The organism is Rhizobacter sp. SG703 (assembly GCF_012275445.1).
Taxonomy (GTDB): Bacteria; Pseudomonadota; Gammaproteobacteria; order Burkholderiales; family Burkholderiaceae_C; genus Rhizobacter.
Map to the genome: position 1 here is coordinate 21,996 of NZ_JAAZQK010000002.1, position 22,376 is coordinate 44,371.

The window sequence follows — 22,376 nt, forward strand, 5'->3', positions numbered from 1 at the left end:
TTAGGCCCCCCGTCGCTATCGCTCCTGCTCCCAAGGGGCGCCACCCTGCGGCCCGGCAAAGCCGGTTCCGTAGGGCGTTGCTGGATGAAGCGGCGAGTGGGCAGGTAACAATGTGCCGATGCACGACCTGACCTTGCTCCTGACCCTCGCCGGCGGCCTCGCGTTTGCGCTCGTGTTCGGCGCGCTGACGCGCCGCATCGGGCTGTCGACGCTGGTGGGCTACATGCTGGCCGGCATCGTCGTCGGGCCGTTCACGCCAGGGTTCGTCGCCGATGCGGGCCTCGCGTCGCAGCTGGCCGAGATCGGCGTGATCCTGCTGATGTTCGGCGTCGGCATGCACTTCCACCCGCAGGAGCTGCTGCGGGTGTGGAAGCTGGCGGTGCCCGGGGCGATCGCGCAAAGTGCGGTGGCAGGCGCCGCCGGCTGGGGGCTCGCGCGCCATTTCGGCTGGTCGCATGCGGCCGGGGCGATCTTCGGCATGGCACTGGCCGTCGCCAGCACGGTGGTGCTGATGCGCATGCTGGTCGAGCAGAACCGGCTCGCAAGCCGCGACGGCCATGTCGCGGTCGGCTGGCTGATCGTCGAGGACCTGTTCACCGTCGGTGCGCTGGTGGTGCTGCCGCTGCTCGCGCCGCCGGCCGAAGGCGCCGCGGGGGCGGCACCTTCGCTCGGCATGGCGCTGCTGATGGCGCTCGGCAAGGTCGTCGTGTTCGCACTGCTGGTCGGCGTGGTCGGCACGCGGCTGGTCGGGCGCGTGCTCGAGAAAGTGGCACGCACGCAGTCGTCCGAGCTGTTCACGCTGACGGTGTTCGTCGTCGCGCTGGGCGTCGCGGTGCTGGCGGCGCAGGTGTTCCATGTGTCGGTCGCGCTCGGTGCGTTCTTCGCCGGGCTGGTGGTCGGGCAATCGCGCTTCGGCCCGCAGGCGGCCGCCGACATGGCGCCGTTCCGCGACGTCTTCTCGGCGCTGTTCTTCGTCTCGGTCGGGATGCTGTTCAACCCGAGCTTCGTCGTCGAGCACCCGTGGATGGTGCTCGGCGTGCTGGCGATCGTGCTGGTGGTCAAGCCGCTGGTGGCGGTCGCGATCGTCGCGCTGCTGCGCGAGCCGCCGCGCACCAGCGCGACGGTCGCGGTCGGCCTGGCGCAGATCGGCGAGTTCTCGTTCATCCTCGCGAGCCTGGGCTTGTCGATCGGCGTGCTGCCGCGCGAGGCGATGGACGCGCTGGTGGTCGGCGCGATCGTCTCGATCGCGGTGAACCCGCTGCTGTTCCGCTGGATCGGCAAGCGGGTCGCGGAGCCGGAGGCGGCGCATGTCGAACCGACCGTGGTGCCCGGCGCGCCGGCGGTGCTGCTGTGCGGCTATGGCTCGCTGGGCCGGCGCATCGCGGCACGCTGCGCCGAGAGCGGCATCGCGGTCGCCGCGGTGCACCGCGATCCGGACATCGACGCGGTGCCCGGCACGACGCTGGTGTTCGGCGACCCGACGCGCGCCGAGGTGCTCGAAGCCGCCGGCATCGCCGACGCGCGCCTGCTGGTCGTCGCCGACCTGCTGCTGGCCGACAAGATCCAGGTCTGCACGCAGGCGCGCCGGCTGAACCCGCGCATCGTGATCAGCGGCAGCGCGAACACCGATGCCGAGCGTGCCTGGCTGGAAGAATTCGGCGCGCAGTTCGTCAGCGACGGGCGCGACGAGCAGAGCGCACAGATGGCTCGGGCGATCAAGGCATTGTTGTAGAGCCCCCCCAGTCGCTATCGCTCCTGCCCCTTCGGGGCAGGAGGAGCGAAGCGACGACTGGGGGGCACAATACTTTCATGGACATCGCCCACTTCCTCCTCGACTTCATCCTGCACGTCGACGTGCACCTCGCGAACTTCGTCGCCGCCTACGGCACCTGGGTCTACGCGCTGCTGTTCCTGATCATCTTCGTCGAGACCGGCGTCGTCGTGATGCCCTTCCTGCCGGGCGACTCGCTGCTGTTCGTGGTCGGCGCGCTGTGCGGTGCCGGGCTGATGAGCCTGCCGCTGTCGATCGGGCTGCTGGTGGCCGCGGCGATCCTCGGCAACCAGAGCAACTACGCGATCGGCCGCCATTTCGGCCCCCGCGTGTTCCAGTGGGAGAACTCCCGCTTCTTCAACAAGAAGGCCTTCGAGCAGGCCCATGCGTTCTACGAGAAGTACGGCGGCATCACGATCGTCGCGGCGCGCTTCATGCCCTTCCTGCGCACCTTCGCGCCCTTCGTCGCCGGCGTCGCGCAGATGACGCGCCGCAAGTTCACGCTGTACGACGTCAGCGGCGCGGTGCTGTGGGTCGGCGGCGTCACGCTCGCGGGCTACCTGTTCGGCAACATCCCGTGGGTCAAGGAGCACCTCGACAAGATCATCTGGGGCGCGATCCTGCTGCCCGGGCTGCTGGTGGTGCTCGGCGCGTGGAAGGCTCGACGCACGCAGGCGGCATGAAGCGGGCCGAGCGCCGGGCCGCCCCAAGCCGGCCCGCGTCCCCTCGGGGGACCGGCCGGTGTACGCGCCGGACGAGGGGTGGTCATCCCCCGGATTGGCATCCGGGCTACAGCTGCCGCTGGCGAGCCAGCGGCGGGTTCTTCGCGAAGTAGCGCCGGATGCCGGTCGTCAGCGCGTCGACCAGCTGCCCCTGGTAGGCCGGATCGCGCAGCTTGGCTTCTTCTTCCGGGTTCGAGATGAACGCCGTCTCGACCAGGATCGACGGGATGTCCGGCGCCTTCAGCACCGCGAAGCCGGCCTGCTCGACGCTGCCCTTGTGCAGCTTGCCGACCTTGCCGATCTGGCCCAGCACCTCGCTGCCGAGCTTCATGCTGTCCTTGATCTGCGCGGTGGTGCTCATGTCGAGCATCGCGCGCAGCACCGCCGCATCCTTGGCCTTGAAGTTGACGCCGCCGACCATGTCGGCCGCGTTCTCCTTGTCGGCCATCCAGCGCGCCGCAGTGCTGGTCGCCCCATGCTGCGACAGCGCGAACACCGAGGCGCCGCGCGCCTTCGGCGTCAGGAACGCATCGGCATGGATCGACACGAACAGGTCGGCCTGCACGCGCCGAGCCTTGCGCACCCGGTCTTGCAGCGGCACGAAGAAATCGGCGTCGCGCGTCATCATCGCGCGAAAGCCCGGCAGCGCATTGATGCGGTCGCGCAGCTTCAGCGCCACCTGCAGCACCACGTCTTTCTCGTGCAGCCCGCTCGGCCCGCTCGCGCCGGGGTCCTCGCCGCCATGGCCGGGATCGAGCGCGACGATGATCAACCGGTCGATGCGTCCCTGCGACATCGGCGGCACCGTGGCGGCACCGTCCGCCAGCGGCCCGCCATGCGGCTGCGACGCCGCGGCCACCGGCGGCTGCGCCGGCGCCGGCAGCGGCTTGATGCTCACCTCGGGCGGCTTGCCGATCTTGCCGATGAACTCGCCGAGCGCGTCCTGCACCTCTTGTGCGGCGCGCTGCTCGGCCTGCTCCTTGTCCTTGATCAGCGCCAGCAGCGGGTCGCGCTCCTGGGTCGGATAAAGATCGAACACCAGCCGGTGCTGGTAGGCCGCGACCGGCGCCAGCGCGAACAGCTGCGGTGCCGTCGCCTGCTTCAGGTCGAGGACCAGGCGCACGACCCGCGGCTGGTTCTGCCCGACCCGCACGCCGCCGATGAACGGATCGTCGGACCGCACCTTGCCGACGATCTCGCGCAACGCCGGGCTCAGCTCCAGCCCGTCGATGTCGATGACGAGCCGGTTCGGGTTCTCTGCCAGGAAGTGCTTGATCGACAGCGCACTGTCGGACTCGAGCGTCACGCGGGTGTAGTCGGCGGCCGGCCACACCCGCACCGCGACGATGCTGGCGCCGAACGCCAGCTCGTTGGCCCCGAGCACCAGCACGAGGCTGCCGAGGCCCTTCAGCGCGGCGCGGCGCTTCACGACAGCAGCTCCAGGCCCAGCGAGGTCTGCGCCGCCAGGCGCACCTGGCGCGGCCCGTCCCCCGGCTCGTCGTCGCTCAGCGCGATGTCGATGCGCAGGTCTGCCAACGGCAGCAGGCCGTGCGCCTGCTCCGGCCATTCGGCGATCTTCAGGCCCGGGGCGCCGAACACGTCGCGGAAGCCGGCATCCTCGAACTCCTGCGGGTCCTCGAAGCGATAGAAATCGAAGTGCGAGATCGCCGGGCCGTCCGGCAACGGATACTGCTCCATCACCGCATAGGTCGGGCTCTTGATGCGGCCGGTGACGCCGAGGGCCTGCAGCAGGTGGCGCGTGAAGGTGGTCTTGCCGGCGCCCAGCGGGCCGTGCAGTTCGACGAAGGCCTCGCGCAGCGCGGGCTGCGCCGCCAGCCGCTGCGCCGTGGCGGCACAGGCGGCCTCGTCGGGCCAGGACAGCGATCGGGTTTCTAGAATCGTCAAATGACCGAAGCTCAGCAGGTGGACGGTGACGGCCTCGTCGCGCAATTGCGCGAGTGGGGCCTCGCGCTCGGATTTTCACAGATCGGCGTCGCCGATGTGGATCTGTCCTCCGCCGAGCCAGGGCTTCTCGCGTGGCTGCGCGACGGCTTCCATGGCGAGATGGGCTACATGGCCGCGCACGGCCTGAAGCGCGCACGGCCCGCCGAACTGGTGCCGGGCACCGTGCGGGTCATCACCGCCCGCATGGACTACCTGCCGAAGGACAGCGCCGACGACTGGCAGGCCGTCGAATGGCAGCGCCTCGCGTCGCCGGCGCAGGCCGCGGTGTCGGTCTATGCCCGCGGCCGCGATTACCACAAGGTGCTGCGCCAGCGGCTGCAGAAACTCGCCGACCGCCTGCAGCAAGCGGTCGGCCCGCGCGGCCACCGGGTGTTCACCGATTCGGCGCCGGTGCTCGAAGTGGAGCTCGCGTCGCGCAGCGGCATCGGCTGGCGCGGCAAGCACACGCTGACGCTGCACCGCGAAGCCGGCTCGATGTTCTTCCTCGGCGAGATCTACGTCGACCTGCCGCTGCCGCTGTCGACGCCGGTCGCCGGCCACTGCGGCAGTTGCAGCGCCTGCATCGACGTGTGCCCGACCCGCGCCATCGTCGCGCCCTACCGCGTCGATGCGCGGCGCTGCATCTCGTACCTGACGATCGAGCATGCCGGGCCGATCCCGGTCGAACTGCGCCCGGCCATCGGCAACCGCATCTACGGCTGCGACGACTGCCAGCTGGCCTGCCCGTGGAACAAGTTCGCCCGGCGCAGCCCGCTGCCCGACTTCGACCTGCGCGACGCCCTCGCCGCGCCGACGCTGCTCGGGCTGTGGACCTGGACCGAGGCCGACTTCCTGCGCCACACCGAAGGCAGCGCGATCCGCCGCATCGGCCATGTGCGCTGGCGCCGCAACCTCGCGGTGGCGATCGGCAATGCGCTGCGCCATGCAGGCACCCCGGCCGCCGACCGCGCGGCGCTGGCCGCGGCCTTGCAGTCCTCGCGCGAGGGGGCTGACGAACTGGTGCGGGAGCACATAGACTGGGCGCTCTCCGACGCGTGATCCGTGGCAGTCGAACGGCACGAACATTGCTCAACCCGATGTTGTCCCCAACGAACTGCCACGCATGATCGCCCGCCTGCTGCCGCTCCTTCTTCTCGCGTTCGCCTTCATCCCTGCATCCGCCGCGCCGCGCTGCTTGAGCGACTGCACGCCGCGCATCGGCATCGTCTCGGCCTTCGGCGCCGAAGCCGACATCCTGGTCGCCAACACCACCGGCCGGCGCAGCATCACCGTCAACGGCAACCGCTTCACGACCGGCACGCTGCGCGGCAACCCGGTCGTCATCGTGCTGAGCGGCGTCAGCATGATCAACTCGACGATGGTCACGCAGCTGATGCTCGACCACTTCCGCGTGCAACGGCTGATCATGAGCGGCATCAGCGGCGGCGTGAACCCGGCCCACCATGTCGGCGACGTGATCGTGCCCGAGCGCTGGGCGATGCCGCTGGAGGTCTACTGGAACCATGACGGCACGCCGCCCGCGCCCTGCGGCACGCCCGGCGACGTCGGCTGCCTCGGCCTGAAGCTCGCCGAGGTGAACGGCAAGACGGTGCCGCCCTTCGTCGGCGCGGCGCCGGTCGGCGGGCTGTTCATGCGGCAGAACTTCGTGATGAGCCGCGAGCGCGCACCGCAGGGCGAATTCCGCTTCGACTACGAGGCCGACCCGGCGATGCTCGACGTGGCCCGTGCGGTCAAGCCGGCGCTGGCGCGCTGCGGCCCGAAGGCCTACACGCCGGGCGTCGCCGAGCCCGATCCGAAGCAGTGCGTCGCGACCCAGCCGCGCGTGGTGGTCGGCGGGCGCGGCGTGTCGGGCACGGTCTTCCTCGCGAACCCCGCCTACCGCGCCTACCTGTTCGAGACCCTGCAGGCCGAGACCTTCGAGATGGAGACCGCCGCGCTCGCGCACGTGGCCCATGCGAACGGCGTGCCCTACATCGCGTTCCGCAGCCTCAGCGACCTGGCCGGCGCCGAGGAATTCAACGCCGACGTCGGCGCGCTGTTCTCGAGCGGGCTCGCCGAAACCAATGAAGCGGCCGTCACGATGGCCTTCCTCGAGGCCTGGAAGGCCCGCGCCACCCCCCGGAGACAACCGAAATGAAGAAGACGACGACCCTTGCGCTGGTGCTGGCCGCGGCCGCCCCGCTGGCCCAGGCGCAGGCGCAGCCCGCCGCCCCGCGCCCGCTGAAGGTGCTGATCATCGCGATGTTCGAGCCCGAGGCCGCGCCGTGGATCGAGCCGATGAAGCTGACCGAATCGATCCCGGTGCCCGGCCTGCTGCCCGAGAGCCCGGCGCTGCGCTGCAACACCGACGACGTCTGCCTGCTGACCGCCGGCATGGGGCATGCGAACGTCGCCGCGTCGACGATGGCCGTCACGCTCGACCCGCGCTTCGACCTGCGGCAGACCTACGTGCTGATCGCCGGCATCGCCGGCATCGACCCGGCGCGCGGCACGCTCGGTACCGCCGCGTGGGCACGCTACCTGGTCGACGTCGGCATCGCGCACGAACTCGATGCACGCGAGATGCCCCGCGGCTGGGCCTCGGGCTACTTCGGCATCATGACCAAGGGCCCGGGCGAGAAGCCGAAGCTGGAGTACCACACCGAGGTCGCCCAGCTCGACGAGGCGCTGCTGCAGAAGGCGCTGGCCCTCAGCAGGAACGCGACGCTCGCCGACAGCGATGCCGCGAAGGCCTACCGCAAGCACTACCGGCAGGCGGCGGCCCGGCAGGCGCCCAGCGTGACCCAGTGCGACACGCTCGGCGGCGACACCTGGTGGCACGGCGACAAGCTCGGCGAACACGCCCGCGCGTGGACCCGCCTGCTGACCGACGGCAAGGGCGTCTACTGCACCACGCAGCAGGAAGACAACGCCACCTACAACGCGCTGGCCCGGGCGACCGCGGCCGGCCGCGCCGACGTCAAGCGGCTGGCGGTGCTGCGCACCGCGTCGAACTTCGACCGCCCCCATTCGGGGCAGAGCGCCTACGCGTCGCTGATGGCGTCGACCGCCGGCACGCCGGGCGGGTTCGTGCCGGCGACGCACAACCTCTACGCGGTCGGCGGGCTGCTGGTGAACGACATCGTCGCGCACTGGGACCAGTGGCGCGTCGGCGTGCCGGCGCCCTGACGGCCCAGGCCCACGCCCGGTCTCCCGGACGTGGCATGGCAGTTGCTGTTGCCCTCCATTCCCTCACCCCCACGGATGCATCCATGCCCCACCAAGCGGCCCCGTTCGCGCTGACCCGCGCCTCCCTCTCGATCGGCCTGGCGCTGGCCGCACTGGCCGCGCAGGCCCAGGACGCCAGCGTGCTGGCCCCCGTCACCGTGACGGCCGAGCGCCGCGCCGAGAACGCGAAGGACGTGCCGATGTCGATCTCGACGCTCGGCGGCGAGAAGCTCGACGTGCTGAATTCGTCCGGCGAAGACGTGCGCATGCTGTCGGGCCGCGTGCCCAGCCTGAACATCGAATCGTCGTTCGGCCGGGCCTTCCCGCGCTTCTACATCCGCGGGTATGGCAACACCGACTTCCACCTGAACGCGTCGCAGCCGGTCTCGCTGATCTATGACGACGTGGTGCAGGAGAACCCGATCCTGAAGGGCTTCCCGGCCTTCGACCTGGACCGCATCGAGGTGCTGGCCGGCCCGCAAGGCACCCTCTTCGGCCGCAACACGCCGGCCGGCGTCGTCAAGTTCGAATCGGTGAAGCCGCAGCTGAAGAAGAACGGCGGCTACGGCAGCCTCAGCTACGGCAGCTTCGGCACCACCAACGTCGAAGGCGCGCTGAACGTCTCGGCGAGCCCCGATTTCGCGGCCCGCGTGTCGGTGCAATCGCAGCACCGCGACGACTGGGTCGACAACAACTACCGCCCGTCGCAGACCGACAAGCTCGAAGGCTACGACGACAACGCGGTCCGCCTGCAGGCGCTGTACCAGCCCGACAACAACTTCAGCGCGCTCGGCAACGTGCACCTGCGCGACCTGAAAGGCACCGCGCGGCTGTTCCGCGCCAACATCATCAAGAAGGGCAGCAACGACCTGGTCGACGGCTTCGACGAGAAGTCGGTGACGATCGACGGCAAGAACGAGCAGACGCTGTCGAACTTCGGCACCAGCCTGCGGCTGCGCTGGAACCTGGGCCAGGTGGCGCTGAACTCGATCACCGGCTTCGAGCACTTGTACACCTACAGCCGCGGCGATGTCGACGGCGGCTACGGCGCGCCGTATGCGCCGGGCGGCGCGAACGGCCCGGGCTTCATCCCGTTCTCGAGCGAGACCTCGGACGCGCTGAACGGCCACCGCCAGTACTCGCAGGAGTTCCGCCTGGAGTCGCTGGCCGGCGGCCCGCTGAAGTGGCAGGGCGGCGTCTACCTGTTCCGCGAGCGCTACGTGATCGACAGCATCAGCTACGACACCATCTTCCATGGCCCGGACACCTCGGTGAAGACCTCGCAGCTCAACAACGCCTGGGCGGTGTTCGGCTCGGCCAACTACCAGTTCACGCCGCAGCTGAACGTGCGCGGCGGGCTGCGCTACACGCACGACGAGAAGTTCCTGTCGACGACGACTGCCGACACCCCGATCAACGCCACCGCCGGCACCAGCGCCGACACCAGCGACTCCAAGGTCAACTGGGACCTGAGCGGCACCTACGCGCTGACGCCCGACCTGAACCTGTACGCCCGCGTCGCCACCGGCTTTCGCGCGTCGAGCCTGCAGAACGCGTCGGCCTTCGGCCCGCAATCGAAGGCCGGCCCCGAGACCAACACCTCGTACGAAGCCGGCGTGAAGGCCGACCTGTGGAACAAACGGGCGCGCACCGCGGTCAGCGTCTTCCACTACGACGTGAAGGACCAGCAGCTGAGCGCGGTCGGGGGCTCGCAGAACGTCACGACGCTGGTCAGCGCGAAGAAAGCGCAAGGCCAGGGCGTGGAGTTCAGCCTGGACGCCTACCTGACCGACACGCTGCTGCTGACGATGAACGGCAGCTACAACATGACGAAGATCAAGGACGGCGACCTCGTCGTGGCCGGCTGCGCGCAATGCACGGTGACCGACCCGGCGGGCACGGTGCCGGGCACGTACCACATCGACGGCAACCCGCTGCCGCAGGCCCCGAAGTGGATCGGCAACGTGACGCTGCGCTACGGCGTGCCGACGGCCAGCGGCGGCGAGTACTTCGTCTACACCGACTGGTCGTACCGCAGCAAGATCAACTTCTTCCTGTACGAGTCGACCGAGTTCACCGGCAAGTCGCTGCTGACCGGCGGGCTGCGGCTGGGCTACCAGTGGGCCAACGGGAAGTACGAGGCGGCGGTCTTCGCGCGCAACATCACCAACGAGATCCAGGTGGTGGGCGGCATCGACTTCAACAACCTGACCGGCTTCATCAACGAGCCGCGTACCTTCGGCGCGCAGTTCAAGGCGACGTTCTGATCTACGAGGGGAGCGCGGCGAGCACCGCCGGCCAGATCGGGATGCTGAGCATCCCGATCAGCGTCGACAAGGTGACCAGCCCGGCCACGTAGGCGCCGTCGCCGCCCATCCGCGCCGCCAGCACATACGCGCTCGACGCGGTCGGCATCGCGGCGAACAGCACGACGATGTCGCGCTGCGCGAGCGGCAACGCGAGCGCTGCGGTCAGCCCGATCGCCGCCGCCGGCAGCACCGCGTGGCGGATCGCCAGGAAGGCCGCGGCCAGCCCCGGCGCGGCCTTCAGGCCGGCGACCCGCAGCCCTGCCCCCACCGCCATCAGCCCGACCGGCAGCGCCGCGACACCGATGCGCTGCAGCGTGGTCGCGACCGCCTCCGGGAACTGCAAGCCCACCAGGTTCGCGATCAGCCCGGCCACCGTGCTGATGATCAGCGGGTTGCGCACGATCTCGCGCCCGTACGAATGCCCGCCATGGCGCGCCAGTGGCCACACCGCCGCCACGTTGCACAGCGGCACGCACAGCGCGATCAGCAAGGCCATCCACGCGACACCCTGCTGCCCGCCGAGCCGCTCGGCCAGCGCGAGCGCGATGAACGAATTGAAGCGGAACGCCGTCTGCGCGCCCGACGCATGCAGGCGCGCATCGACGCCCGGCCAGCGCTTCAGCGCGTAGGACAGCGCGATGCCCACCAGCACCGCGCCGACACCGCCGGCTGCCAGGCTCAGCGTCTGGGCCGGCTGCAGCGGGCTGCGCACGATCGAGTTGAACAGCAGCACCGGGAACAGCACGTAGTAGACGAGCCGCTCGGCCGCCTCCCACACCGGGCGGTCGAGCGCGGTGTAGCGGCAGATGCAGAAACCGCAGACGATCAGCAGGAAATCGGGGAGCAACAGCAGGGCGTTCGACATGCGGCCCGAGTGTGCCAGCGAGACCGCCGTGATCCGTGCTTCCCCGTGCTTTCCCGCTTCGTAGTTTCCACACCGGCGCGGCCCGGCGCGGGCGGCAGGATCGCTCACAATGCCCTTCGTTTCGTGCCTCGACTCATCCGCAACAGGAGACACCATGCAACGCAGACCACTGATCGCCGCCGCCGCCCTCGCGAGCGCGCTGCTCGCGGCCCACGGCGCCGCACTGGCGCAACAGGCCTGGCCGACCAAGCCGGTGCGGCTGGTCGTGCCCTTCGCGCCCGGTGGTACCACCGACATCATTGCCCGCGTGGTGGCCGAGAAGATCAACGGCCCGCTCGGCCAGACGATGATCGTCGAGAACAAGGCCGGCGGCGGCGGCTCGGTCGGCGCCAACGAGATCGCGAAGGCGACGCCCGACGGCTACTCGCTCGGCGTCGCCACCGTGTCGACGACCGCGGCCAACCCGGCGATCAACGCGAAGATCCCGTACAACCCGATCACCGACTTCACGCCGATCATCAACGTCGCGGCCACGCCGAACGTGATCGCGGTGCACCCGAGCTTTCCGGCCCGCGACTTCGCCGGCTTCCTGGCCGAGCTGAAGAAGAACCCCGGCAAGTACTCGTTCAGCAGCTCGGGCACCGGCGGCATCGGCCACCTGCAGATGGAGCTGTTCAAGAGCCTGTCGGGCACCTTCGTCACGCACATCCCGTACCGCGGCGCCGGCCCGGCACTGAACGACACCATCGCCGGCCAGGTGCCGATGATCTTCGACAACCTGCCGTCGGCGCTGCCGTTCATCAAGGACGGCCGGCTGATCCCGATCGTCGTCGCGGCGCCGACGCGGCTGGCGGTGCTGCCGAACGTGCCGACCTTCAAGGAGGTCGGCTTCGAAGGCGTGAACCGCATGGCCTATTACGGCATCTACGGACCGAAGGGGCTGCCGAAGGACATCGTCGACAAGGTCAGCGTCGCGGTGAAGAAGACGCTGGAGGACCCGGCGGTGAAGAAGCGCATCGAGGAGACCGGCTCGCTGCTGGTGGCCAACACGCCGGAGCAGTTCGCGGCGCAGATCGCGGCCGAGTACGAGGTGTACAAGAAGGTCGTCGCGCAGCAGAAACTGAAACTTGATTGAGCACCTCGCCTGAACTCGCGGACAGCCACGGCGCGATCGACCGCTTCATCGACGCGCTGTGGATCGAGGACGGCCTCGCGGCCAACTCGCTGGCCGCCTACCGGCGCGACCTGACGCTGTATGCGCAGTGGCTCGCGAAGGAGCCGAAGAAGGCGCTGAACGCGACCACCGAAATCGACCTGCGCGCCTACGCGGTGACGCAGGTCGCCGGCAAGGCCACCAGCGCGAACCGGCGGCTCACGGTGTTCAAGCGCTATTTCCGCTGGGCACTGCGCGAGCACCTGGTCGGCACCGACCCGACGCTGAAGCTGCTGACCGCGCGCCAGCCGCTGCGCGTGCCGAAGACGCTGAGCGAGGCCCAGGTCGAATCGCTGTTGAAGGCGCCCGACACCGACACCCCGCTCGGGCTGCGCGACCGCACGATGCTCGAGCTGATGTACGCCAGCGGGCTGCGCGTCAGCGAACTCGTCACGCTGAAGGCGGTGCACCTCGGGCTGTCGGACGGCGCGCTGCGCGTCACCGGCAAGGGCTCGAAGGAACGCATCGTGCCGTTCGGCGACGAGGCGCATGCGTGGCTGCGGCGCTACCTCGACGAGGCGCGCGCCGACATCCTGAAGGGCCAGGCAAGCGACGCGCTGTTCGTCACCGGCCGTGGCGGGCCGATGACGCGGCAGATGTTCTGGCAGCTCGTCAAGAAATACGCGCTGCAGGCCGGCATCCATGCGCCGCTGTCGCCGCACACGCTGCGCCATGCCTTCGCGACCCACCTGCTGAACCACGGCGCCGACCTGCGCGCGGTGCAGATGCTGCTGGGGCATGCGGACATCTCGACGACGACGATCTACACGCATGTGGCGCGGGAGCGGTTGAAGGCTCTCCATGCGATGCATCACCCGCGCGGGTGAGCTGTCCCATGCGCGCGGTGCCGAGGGGCTTGCGAAATCGGCATGGGGCACTTGCTTCTCGAACCTTGTAAGCCGGTGGCTCTTCCCGTCTAATTCGCCGGCCGCATCGCCAAAGCAGTAACTCCCTTTGAGGCAGCAGTCCCCTGAAGAGGGCATGTCGATGCGGCATGGTTTGCGTCGCCTGATCTCGACGGGTCGCAGGTCGTACGCAGCAGAGAATCGGCAGGGAATGAGAATGATGAAACGCAATCTGATCGCCGCAGCGACTGCGGTATTGTTCGACGCAAATCTGGCCATGGCCCAAGTGCCTCCTCCTCCGGTATCGCCCACACCGGTGACCGCCTATGAATACGACGCCGAGGGCACTCCAACCAAGACCACCAAGGCGCCGGACAGCCTGAACCTGCAGAACAGGGCGAGCTACGATCCGCTGGGCCGCGTGAAGGAGCTGACCAACCCGAAGAACGGCAAGACCGCGATCGAGTACGACGGCGGAGGAAGGCCTACCAAGGTGACCGACCCACGCAGCCTGGTCACGCAGTACCCGCGCAACGGCTTCGGCGATGCGACGCAGCTGATCAGCCCCGACACCGGCATCACCAGCATCACCTACGACGCGGCCCGGCGATTGAAGACCCGCACCGACAGCCGCGGCGTCACCGAGACCTACACCTACGACCTCGAAGGCCGGTTGACCAGCGTCGTCTACACGCAGAGCGGACAAGCGAGCCAGACCACCACGTGGAGCTGGGACCTGACTGGCCCGGACTACACCTACAGCATCGGCCACGTGAGCCGGGTCGATCACCCGAGCGGCTTCGCCCGCTTCCGGTACGACCCGCGGGGCCGGATCACCGAGACCGTGCAGTCGGTGAACGCGAAGGCCGGCGCGAACACCGTGCAGATCCTGACGACGGTGAAGTAAGCCTACTCGCACGGCGACCTGATGAGCATCACCTATCCGTCGGGGAGGCAACTGATCCTCACGCGCGACGTCGGTGAACTGATCGGCATGAGCCTGGCGCAGAGCGCAGGCGGCACGCCCATCCCGCTGATCAGCAACGTGAAGTGGGAGCCGTTCGGCCCGGTGAGCGGCTGGGACTGGCACATGGCGAGCGGCCTCGTGCCGCACACGAGGCAGTTCGACCTGAGCGGTCGCATCGTGCGCTACCCGCTGGGCAACGTGCTGCGCGACGTGAGCTACGACGCGGCGGACCGCATCAGCGGCTTCACGCACCTGCTGGCCAGCGACGGCACGCCGCAGCCGGCGCTGGACCAGAGCTTCGGGTACGACGAGAACAGCCGGCTGACTGGCATCACGACGAATTCGGCGAGCTGGGCGATCGCCTATGACCCGAACGGCAACCGCACGAGCGTGAGCCTGAACGGCAGCTCAAGCCTCTACAACACCGAGGCGACGAGCAACCGGCTCACCAGCATCACGAACCCGGCCAGGAGCTTCGGCTATGACAACGCCGGCAACACGACCAGCGACAGCGCGGGCTATACCGCGACCTACGGCCTGAACGCAACGCGAGCGGCCCGCCGCTCGTCTTCTACATCCACGCCGATCACCTGAACGCGGCGCGGGTGGTGGTGGACCGCGGCAACCAGATGCGCTGGCATTGGCTGGCCGAGCCCTTCGGCACCACGGCGCCGGCGAACAATCCGAGCGGGCTGGGCGTCTTCACGCAGAACCTGCGCTTCCCGGGGCAGTATGCGGATGCGGAGAGTGGGCTTTGGTACAACTACTTTCGCAGCTACGACCCGTCGAGGGGCGGCTATCCGCAGCCAGACCCGACTGGCTTGGCGGGCGGGATCAACCCGTATCTCTATGTCGCGGGAAACCCCCTTCGCTATGTGGATCCTCTTGGCCTGTACACGGAAGTGATCTATTGGCACGGTGTTGGCGTTGGCGAATCTCAGTTTGGCCACATCTCAACGAACATCAACGGTAAGAACTACTCGTGGGGGCCACCTGGTCAATGGGACACCAAATATCCGTTGGCGTCGTCGTACATCGCGAGACAGCAGACGTTCCGAGATGGAAGCGGTGTCGTGCTCAACTTGACACTGGAACAGGAAATGTCACTTGGGGCATGCTTGAGTGCATCGAGCGGCACCTACAGCCTCTCATCCAATAATTGCGGTACAGCTATTCAAGACTGCTTGAGGAGAGCAAGCGTGCAATTCGACAACGCATTTCGGCCAATCGCGATCTTTGGCAATCTCAGATCGTCGCCTTCAGCGACCGGAAGTACCTTCTATCCCGGGCCCGCCAAGGATGCTGGCCCTCTGGAAAATCCCATCGTGTGGGGCTTCTGATGCGACGAACTCTATTGATATCAGGTCTTGCATTGGCAATGTTGGTCGCCGTTATCACGGTTGCCGTTGCAGCGCGCAGGCTCGTGCTGGTGGCGCAGAAGCCGATACAAGTCGATAGTTATCCTGTCCCAAGCGCGAGGCCCGTGCGGAGCATGCAAGCTGGACAACGCGCGAGTGTCTTAAGCTGCGATGACCTGAAGTCCTATCCCGCGATCCATGTGCGTCTTGCAGACGGAGGCGATGGCTATGTCATAGACGGAAGCTTCGTGTTGGAATCGGTGCCCATCTGGCGTCCGTCGAACGGAGCCCCCATTTCATTCTTTTGCCCATAAATTGCACACAGGTTGTGCCGAAATCATGATCGGCAGCAACAAGAAATCCGCAGACGACGCCCTCTACTTCACGACGATCAGGTACATGCTGATCCCCGCATTGCTCAGCGGCCCCAGCGTCACCGTGCCGGCGTTGAAGCGCTTCTTGAAGATGCTGAACGCCCGCGTCGTGCCGCCCTCGGAGGTCGTCAGGTCGGTCCCGGTGTCGACCCAGCTGCTGTCGACCCACGACGGCAGCGCGCCGCGGTTGTCGAACGCCAGGTAGACATCCGCTGCCGCGCTCAGTGTGAAGGTCGCGAGCGGCGTGCCGGCGTACGACTTCGATGCATTCGCGGTGCGGACCCAGCTGCCGCCAGTCACTGCGGCCGGCAGGCCGGCGATGGTGAACGCGCGATCGCCGTAGACGGTGTTGCCGACCTGCAGGTTGCCCTGCACCGACCAGGCCGCCGAGTTGGCGCCATCGGAGACCAGCAGATTGCCGACCACCGCGACCGGCGGCGTCGTGCCGCAGCCGGTGACACGTGCCCCGCCCCAGTCGGCATGGTCGCTGCCTTTGCCGTCGCCGCCATCGGTGACGACCAGCCGCAGCTGGTTCTTGCCGGCCACGCCGACATCCGCTTTCTTGCGCAGGTCGCCGGCACGGGTCACCCCGCTGTCGTACGCCAGCGCGCCATCCAGCCAGACCTGGAACACCACCGAGCCGTTGTTGCCGACCTCGCCGTCGACCGCCAGGTCCGACAGGAAGCGCCCCGAGCAGTTGCCGTTCAGCGCGAACGTGATGTCCGACGGCGCATGCACGCCGAGCCCGCGCGGGTACGGCACGCCGGCCAGCGTCATCGGCTTGCCGTCGGCCGCGCCCTGCTCGCCATTGCTGCGGTCCACCTCGTACGGCCCCCAGCCATTGGCCGGCGTGCCGACCACCGGCAGCTGGCTGACAGGGGTGCGCGGAACGATGTCGCGCGTCGCGCTCGCGGTGGCGCCCGACGAATCCCGCACCGTCAGCGTGATGCGCAGCCACATGTTGGCCTCGGTGGCCTCGAAGTCCGGCACCGTGAACGTGCCGTTGGTCGCGCCGCTGACCGGGGTCACGAACGAATGCGCATGCGCGTCGTGCTGGAAGTCGACCTTCCAGGTGAACGCGCTCGGCGGCAGGTTGCCGTCTTCCGGATCGCTGCCGCTGCCCGAGTACGAGATCACGTCGCCGGTCGAGAAGCCGGCGCCGGCGGCCGGCGCGACGATGGTCGCGGTCGGTGCGCGGTTGGTGGTCACCGTCAGCGTCGCCTCGTTCGACGTGACGCTGCCCGACGCGTTCGTGACCACCGCGCGGAAGGTGGCGCCGGTGTCGTTGACGGTGGTCGTCGCCAGCGTGTAGCTGCTCGCGGTCGCGCCGGCGATGTTGACGCCGTTGCGCTGCCACTGGTAGCCGGTCGCGCCATCGGCGCCGACGCTGAACGTCGCCGCCGTGCCGACGTACACCGTGATGCTCTGCGGTTGCGCGGTGATCGCCGGCGCCTGGCTGCCGGTGTAGCTGATCTTGCTGACCGTGCCGGCGCCCGGCGCCGGCGTGCCGGTGCCCTGGTTGCGCGCCAGGTAGTACAGCGCGCCGCTCGGCGACACGCCGATGTTGGTCGGGTTGCCGATGCCGCTCGCGAAGTTGTTGATGACCGTCGGCGACGCGAGGCTCAGCGACTTGATCGTGCCGTTGCAGAAGTCGGCGAAGAACAGCTGGCCGACCCAGCTGGCCGGGAAGCGCGCGGTCGCCGGGTTGTAGAACTGCGTGCCGGTGATCGAGCAGCCGACCGAATGCGAGTAGGCGTAGATCGGGTTGAGGTACGACGCGTTGGTGCCGACGCCCTCCACCGCCGGCCAGCCGTAGTTGCCGCCGGCCTGGCCGCGGTTGATCTCCTCCCAGCTGCCCTGCCCGACGTCGCCGATCGCGATCGCACCGGTGGTCGGCTGGATGTCCAGCACGAACGGGTTGCGGAAGCCGAGCATGTAGGTGGCCTTGTAGGCACTCGCATTGCCGAAGAACGGGTTGTCCGACGGGACGGTGCCGTCGGCATTGATGCGCAGCACCTTGCCGAAGGCGCTCGCGAGGTTCTGCGAGTTCGATGTGGCCACCGGCTGCGGGTTGTCTTCATGGTTGCCGACCGCGATGTACAGCTTGCCGTCGGTGCCGAAGCGCATCGCGCCGCCCATGTGCCACTTGGTCGCGCTCGGAATGTCGGGCAGCTCGAAGATCACCCGCTCGCTGCCGGCCACCACCGCGTCGGCCGCTTCGGTGACGCGAATCACGCGGTTGCGAGACACGCTGCCGACCACCGTCGAGCAGTAGAAGTAGACGTAGTGGTTGGTGGCGAAGGCCGGGTCCGGCACGACGCCGAGGCAGCCCCGCTCGTTGGTCGAGTCGACGTTCGCGAAGGCGTGGAAGTTGGCCGCCAGCATCGCGTCGTTCTTGATCAGGCGCACGACGCCGTTCTGCTGCACGACCAGCACGCGGCCGTCGGGCATCACCGCCATCGAGGTCGGGCTGGTCAGGCCGGTCGCGACCTGGGCGTCGACGAAACCGGTCGGCACGCTGGCCGCCAGCACGGGGCCGGCGACCAGCAGCATCGCCAGGGCCATGCATCGTTGCAGAAGCTTCATGGTGGCTCCATTCACTTGACGATGACCGAGTACATGCTCACGCCGCCGTTGTTCAACGGCCCAAGCGTCACCGTCCCGGCCGCGAAGTTCTTGCGGTACAGCACGAAGGTGCGGCCCGGCGATTCGCTGTTGACGAGCTGCAGCCCCGAATTGGTCCAGCCGCTCATCCACGACGGCGCGGCCGTGCGGTTGTCGATGCCCACGTACACGTCGGCGGCCTGGCTGATCGTGAAGGTCGCCAGCGTCGTGCCGGTGTAGGCGCGCGACAGGTTCGCGGTGCGCAACCAGGCCGACCCGGCCAGGGCCGCCGGCACGCTGGTGATGGTGTAGGTGCGATCGCCGTACTGCAGGTTGCCGGCCTGCAGGTTCGACACCAGCGCCCAGCCACCGGCATTCGCGGTGTCCTTCACCGACAGGTTGCTCAAGCCCACGCCGGCCGCGCCATCGGTGCTGTCGTCGATCTGCAGCAGGTAGCTCACCAGCTGCGTGCGCTGCGCCGCCGTCAGGCTGCTGGCGGCGCCGTGCAGCCCGGCCGGATTGGCGGTGGTCAGCACGTCCAGCAGCGTCGCGGCCGAGCCGTCGTGCAGGTAGGGTGCGCTGTCCCACACACCGCGCAGCGTCGGCGTGTCGATGCCGGTCAGCGGCCCGCCCAGGCGCTGGCCCGACGACGCCTTGATCGTGCCCACGTCGTGCAGCACGCCGGTCGCGCTGTCGGTGAAATCGGCCCCCGAGTGGCAGCTGCTGCACTGCCCCGCGCCCTTGAAGATCGCCTGGCCGGCGACGCCGTCGGCGGTCAGCGTGCCGTCGGCATTGCGGTACGGGCTCGGGCCCACCGTCGCCAGCGAGCTGACGTAGGCCGCCAGCGCATCGAGCTCGGCGCTGACGCCTGCCTTCGGGTTGCCCAGCGGCTGGTTGCGCGTGCCGGTGTTGAACTGCGCATCGGTCATGAAGCCGGTGCCGCCGAACGCGTTGCGCATGTCGTGCTCGAAGTCCTGGATCTCGTCGAAGTTCGCGCTCCAGTGCACCCGGCCCTGGCCGGTGCCGCGCCGGCCGTTCAGCACCGTGGTATTGCGCAGGCCCTCGCCGCGGTCGGTGAAGTCCATCACGCGGCCGTCGTGCCCGCCGTCCTGGTGGCAGCTGGCGCACGAGATGTACTTGTCGCGGTTCATGCGCCGGTCGTCGGCGTTGTAGAAGATCTGCTTGCCGGCGAACACCTGCGCCGACAGCGGCTCCGACGACACCGCGGCCACGTCGACGATCTTGCTCGCGACGTTGCTGGTCGCGTTCAGGATGCCGTTCACGTCGTACACGCCGACGTTGCGCGACATGAAGTTCTGCACGTACAGCCGGCCGTTCGGCGTCAGCAGCATCCCGCGCGGCGCGCGGCCGACGTTGACGATGCCGGTGCTGATCTGGCGCGTGTAGGCGTCGACCACCTCGATCTGGTTGGTGCCCTGCGTCGAGACGAACGCGTAGTCGCCGAGCGGGCTGAACACCACCGCGTTCGCGAGTTCGCGGTCGTTCAGGTCGATGCGGTCGGCCAGCACCTCTGCGTTGGTGTCGAGTGCGATCTGCGAGACGATGGTGCGCACCGTGCTCTCGAAGGTCAGCGCCTGGCCGTCGCGGAAGCTGCCGCGCAGCGTGTTGTCCTTCTTCGACGGGATCCACGCGCGCTGGCCGTCGGGCTGGATCGCGATCGACGTGATGAAGTTCGGCACGCCGCGGCCGCTGGCCTCGGTGTCGGGCCCGGGGTCGGTCGCGAGCGCGAAGGTGCGGGTGACCGCCGTCAGCGCGGCGTTGACCTCGATCACCTCGCCACGGGTGGCGGGCGAGATGTAGCGAGTGACCAGCACGCGCGACGAATCGCCGCTCACCGCGATGCCGCGCGGCACCGCGCCGAGCGACAGCGTGGCCTGCACCGCGCCGGTGGTCGGGTGCAGCTTGACGACGCCCTGCGAGCCCGACAGCGACACGTAGGCCGCGGTGCCGGCCGGGTTGAAGACGATGCCGAACGGCCGCGAGCCGTTGCCGAGCGCGATCGACTGCACGATGCCGCCACTGGCCGGGTCGAGGATGCTGATGTCGCCCGAGCCGAAGTTGGCGACCCACAGCCGGCCGTCGGGGGCGAAGGCCAGCGTCTGCGGGTTGGTGCCGACGCCGACCTCCAGCGCCCGCGTGTTGTTCGCGGTGTTGATCGCGCTGACGGTGTTGCTGTCGGAGTTGACGACCCACACGCGGCTGCGGCCGGCGTCGTAGGCGATGGTGCCGGTCGTGCGCGGCGCGTTGGCGGTCGGCGCGGTGTGGATGGTCTGGTTGGCCGAGCAGGTGCTGGTCTGCGTGCCGCTGCGCACCGACAGGATCACCGGGTAATGGCGCGGCGCGGTGTAGCTGTGCGTGGCCGACGGCGTGGTCGAGAACGCGGTGCTGCTGCCGTCGCCGAAGCTCCACGAATACTGCAGGTTGCTGCCGCTGGTCGAGGCCGGCGCGAACGACTGGCTGCTGCCGACCAGCGCGGCGCTGCGCGGCGCGAGCGTGCAGGCCACGGCCGCGCTGCCGGCGGTCGTGAAGCGCGACGTGAACGCGGCGATCGCGTTGCCGTTGTCGTCCTTCATGCCGCCGGCGGGCACCACCACCTCGTAGGTGGTGCCGGGGAAGAACGGTGCATCGGGCGCGAAGTTCAGCACGCCGGACTGCCCGCTGTAGCGGCCGGGCAAGGCCGAGCCGCCGACCGGGCGCACGATGAAGCTGGTGGTCGACACCGTGCGCAGGTCGATGTGCGCGGTGGTGGTCAGGCCCACGCGGCTCGTCACCGGCATGCTGGCCGCGTTGTTCTTCGGCGAGACCATGTTGACGCTCGGCGTCTGCGTCCATGGCGCGGCCTGGTGCGGCACGATCGCGCTGCCGGAGCCGTGGTCGTTGCCGATCAGCACCAGGTTGCCGAACACCGTACCGAAGTCCTCGTCGCGGCCGGAGATGTTGGAGGTGCCGGTGCCGGCGGTGGCGCCGCTCGCGAGGTCGACCTTCGCGTACTTCACCGAGAAGCCCGAGTGGGCGTAGCCGCCCTGCACCGAGACGTAGCCGCCCTTGCCGCCCTGGTCGGCCGACACCGCGGTCTGCGTGAAGACGGCCGGGTTGCTGATGTCGAACACGTGCAGCTTGTTGTCGGTGCCGGCGGTGACGATGCGCTCGCCGTTGACGATGCCGCTGTACTGGCCAGCCGTGGTTGAGGTGGCGCCGATCAGGCGCGGGTTGACCGGGTCGCTGATGTCGAGCGTCACCAGGCCGCTGCCGTCGGTGCTGGTCATCGCCAGCAGGTTGCCGACCGCGAAGGTCGGGCCGACGCGGAAGCCACCCCAGGTGCTGGTCGGGATGGTCTTCACGTAGACCGGGTTGCGCGGGTCGGCGGCGTTGACGATCAGCAGCCCGTTGCCCGAGCCGCCGACGTAGACGTAGGGCGCCTGCCAGAACGCCCACCAGGCGCCGAGCGCGTAGTCGGACTCCTGGATGCCCGGCAGCACCAGCTGGCTGAGCTGCACCGGCGCAAGCGGGTTGGTGAAGTCCCAGAACATGATGCCGTTGATGGTCTGCATCACCGCATGCTTGCCGCCGTTGGCGAAACCGAAGCCGTGCGGCTCGCGCAGCGCGGTCACGTCGGTCTGCGACACCTTGACCGGCGAACGCGGGTTCGAGATGTCGTAGAACGAGAAGCCGCCGCCCGACACGCCGGAGTCCTTGCCGAACGGCACGAACAGGTAGCCTTCGACCATCTGCACCGTGCCCTCGCCGCGGGCGCTGCCGCCCACCGCGCTGTGGATGACGGACAGCGGCTGGAAGACCTCGGAGGCGCTGTAGGTGAGGTTGGGCAGGCCCGGCCCGGCGGCGCCCGCGATGCCGGCCGCGCACAGCGCGGCGGCGATCGGCAGCGTCCGGACGACATGAAGAATGCGCGCAGCCCAACGCGCGCGCCGAAGGTGCTTGAACATCGTTTGTCTCCATCAGTGGCCGCGCGCCGGTGGTCCGGTGCTGCGGATGCTGCGCGGAACGCTTTTGGAATGAACGTTCTACACAACAATATCAAAGAACATTTGTTCTTATATCAGCCACGAGGAGGGGTGTCAACCGGGGAGGGGATGGGCGGCAGCTGTTGGCGCCACGTCTCTCGCCATCGCTACAGCGAATGCGCAGGCGACGGCG

The 22,376-nt window shown here is 68.8% G+C and carries 16 protein-coding genes; 11 read left to right on the plus strand and 5 right to left on the minus strand.

Going from position 1 to position 22,376, the window contains the following annotated elements; translation table 11 throughout:
* Positions 1-118 precede the first annotated feature (118 nt).
* Both FHT26_RS03130 and FHT26_RS03135 read left to right on the plus strand, forming a co-directional pair.
* A complete protein-coding gene (locus FHT26_RS03130; protein ID WP_168558731.1) occupies positions 119-1,732 on the plus strand; it encodes a cation:proton antiporter in 1,614 nt (537 codons plus the stop codon).
* A 77-nt stretch (positions 1,733-1,809) separates the two neighbouring features.
* On the plus strand, positions 1,810-2,454 hold the full coding sequence (locus tag FHT26_RS03135; protein ID WP_168558732.1) for a DedA family protein: 645 nt from the start codon (positions 1,810-1,812) through the stop codon (positions 2,452-2,454).
* 106 nt (positions 2,455-2,560) lie between these two features.
* Here FHT26_RS03135 and FHT26_RS03140 read toward each other — a convergent pair whose 3' ends face one another.
* Together FHT26_RS03140 and tsaE are read right to left on the minus strand one after the other, a co-directional pair.
* Complete coding sequence (locus FHT26_RS03140) at positions 2,561-3,922, minus strand: N-acetylmuramoyl-L-alanine amidase (RefSeq protein WP_168558733.1); 1,362 nt, start codon at positions 3,920-3,922, stop codon at positions 2,561-2,563.
* The gene (gene tsaE, locus FHT26_RS03145) at positions 3,919-4,398 is read right to left on the minus strand and encodes a tRNA (adenosine(37)-N6)-threonylcarbamoyltransferase complex ATPase subunit type 1 TsaE (RefSeq protein WP_246867701.1); all 480 of its coding nucleotides are present in this window, start codon (positions 4,396-4,398) and stop codon (positions 3,919-3,921) included. Before tsaE ends, FHT26_RS03140 begins: the two co-directional genes overlap by 4 nt.
* On the opposite strand from tsaE, the gene queG reads away from it, so the two are divergent.
* The 4 genes from queG to FHT26_RS03165 all read left to right on the plus strand — a co-directional run bounded on the left by queG (position 4,399) and on the right by FHT26_RS03165 (position 9,932).
* Positions 4,399-5,496 (plus strand): tRNA epoxyqueuosine(34) reductase QueG, encoded by a 1,098-nt coding sequence (queG, locus tag FHT26_RS03150; protein ID WP_168558734.1) that lies wholly within the window; start codon positions 4,399-4,401, stop codon positions 5,494-5,496.
* Between the two features lie 64 nt (positions 5,497-5,560).
* Positions 5,561-6,595 carry a 5'-methylthioadenosine/S-adenosylhomocysteine nucleosidase gene (locus FHT26_RS03155; protein WP_168558735.1) on the plus strand — a complete coding sequence of 345 codons (1,035 nt, stop codon included), beginning with the start codon at positions 5,561-5,563 and terminating at the stop codon, positions 6,593-6,595.
* Positions 6,592-7,626 (plus strand): purine-nucleoside phosphorylase, encoded by a 1,035-nt coding sequence (locus FHT26_RS03160; protein ID WP_168558736.1) that lies wholly within the window; start codon positions 6,592-6,594, stop codon positions 7,624-7,626. The genes FHT26_RS03155 and FHT26_RS03160 overlap by 4 nt, the downstream gene beginning before the upstream one ends.
* 83 nt (positions 7,627-7,709) lie before the next feature.
* Positions 7,710-9,932 carry a TonB-dependent receptor gene (locus FHT26_RS03165; RefSeq protein ID WP_168558737.1) on the plus strand — a complete coding sequence of 741 codons (2,223 nt, stop codon included), beginning with the start codon at positions 7,710-7,712 and terminating at the stop codon, positions 9,930-9,932.
* A 1-nt stretch (position 9,933) separates the two neighbouring features.
* On the opposite strand, the gene FHT26_RS03170 is transcribed toward FHT26_RS03165, so the two are convergent.
* The gene (locus FHT26_RS03170; RefSeq protein WP_168558738.1) at positions 9,934-10,839 is read right to left on the minus strand and encodes an AEC family transporter; all 906 of its coding nucleotides are present in this window, start codon (positions 10,837-10,839) and stop codon (positions 9,934-9,936) included.
* Between the two features lie 154 nt (positions 10,840-10,993).
* Between FHT26_RS03170 and FHT26_RS03175 the strand changes: the two genes are divergently transcribed.
* From FHT26_RS03175 to FHT26_RS03195, 5 genes are all read left to right on the plus strand, one after another.
* The gene (locus tag FHT26_RS03175; RefSeq protein WP_168558739.1) at positions 10,994-11,974 is read left to right on the plus strand and encodes a tripartite tricarboxylate transporter substrate binding protein BugE; all 981 of its coding nucleotides are present in this window, start codon (positions 10,994-10,996) and stop codon (positions 11,972-11,974) included.
* A complete protein-coding gene (gene xerD, locus FHT26_RS03180) occupies positions 11,971-12,879 on the plus strand; it encodes a site-specific tyrosine recombinase XerD (protein WP_168558740.1) in 909 nt (302 codons plus the stop codon). The genes FHT26_RS03175 and xerD overlap by 4 nt, the downstream gene beginning before the upstream one ends.
* A gap of 334 nt (positions 12,880-13,213) precedes the next feature.
* Positions 13,214-13,804: an RHS repeat protein gene (locus tag FHT26_RS03185; protein WP_168558741.1), complete on the plus strand. Its 591-nt coding sequence runs from the start codon at positions 13,214-13,216 to the stop codon at positions 13,802-13,804.
* Between the two features lie 21 nt (positions 13,805-13,825).
* Positions 13,826-14,458, plus strand: a complete 633-nt coding sequence (locus FHT26_RS03190; RefSeq protein WP_168558742.1) for a hypothetical protein — start codon at positions 13,826-13,828, stop codon at positions 14,456-14,458.
* Between the two features lie 17 nt (positions 14,459-14,475).
* On the plus strand, positions 14,476-15,204 hold the full coding sequence (locus tag FHT26_RS03195; protein WP_168558743.1) for an RHS repeat-associated core domain-containing protein: 729 nt from the start codon (positions 14,476-14,478) through the stop codon (positions 15,202-15,204).
* Between the two features lie 395 nt (positions 15,205-15,599).
* Here the strand turns inward: FHT26_RS03195 and FHT26_RS03200 are convergent, their stop codons facing one another.
* Together FHT26_RS03200 and FHT26_RS03205 are read right to left on the minus strand one after the other, a co-directional pair.
* Positions 15,600-18,182 (minus strand): PQQ-dependent sugar dehydrogenase, encoded by a 2,583-nt coding sequence (locus FHT26_RS03200; protein WP_168558744.1) that lies wholly within the window; start codon positions 18,180-18,182, stop codon positions 15,600-15,602.
* 11 nt (positions 18,183-18,193) lie between these two features.
* Positions 18,194-22,165, minus strand: coding sequence for an Ig-like domain-containing protein (locus tag FHT26_RS03205; protein WP_168558745.1), 3,972 nt, complete (start codon positions 22,163-22,165; stop codon positions 18,194-18,196).
* Between the last annotated feature and the right edge of the window lie 211 nt (positions 22,166-22,376).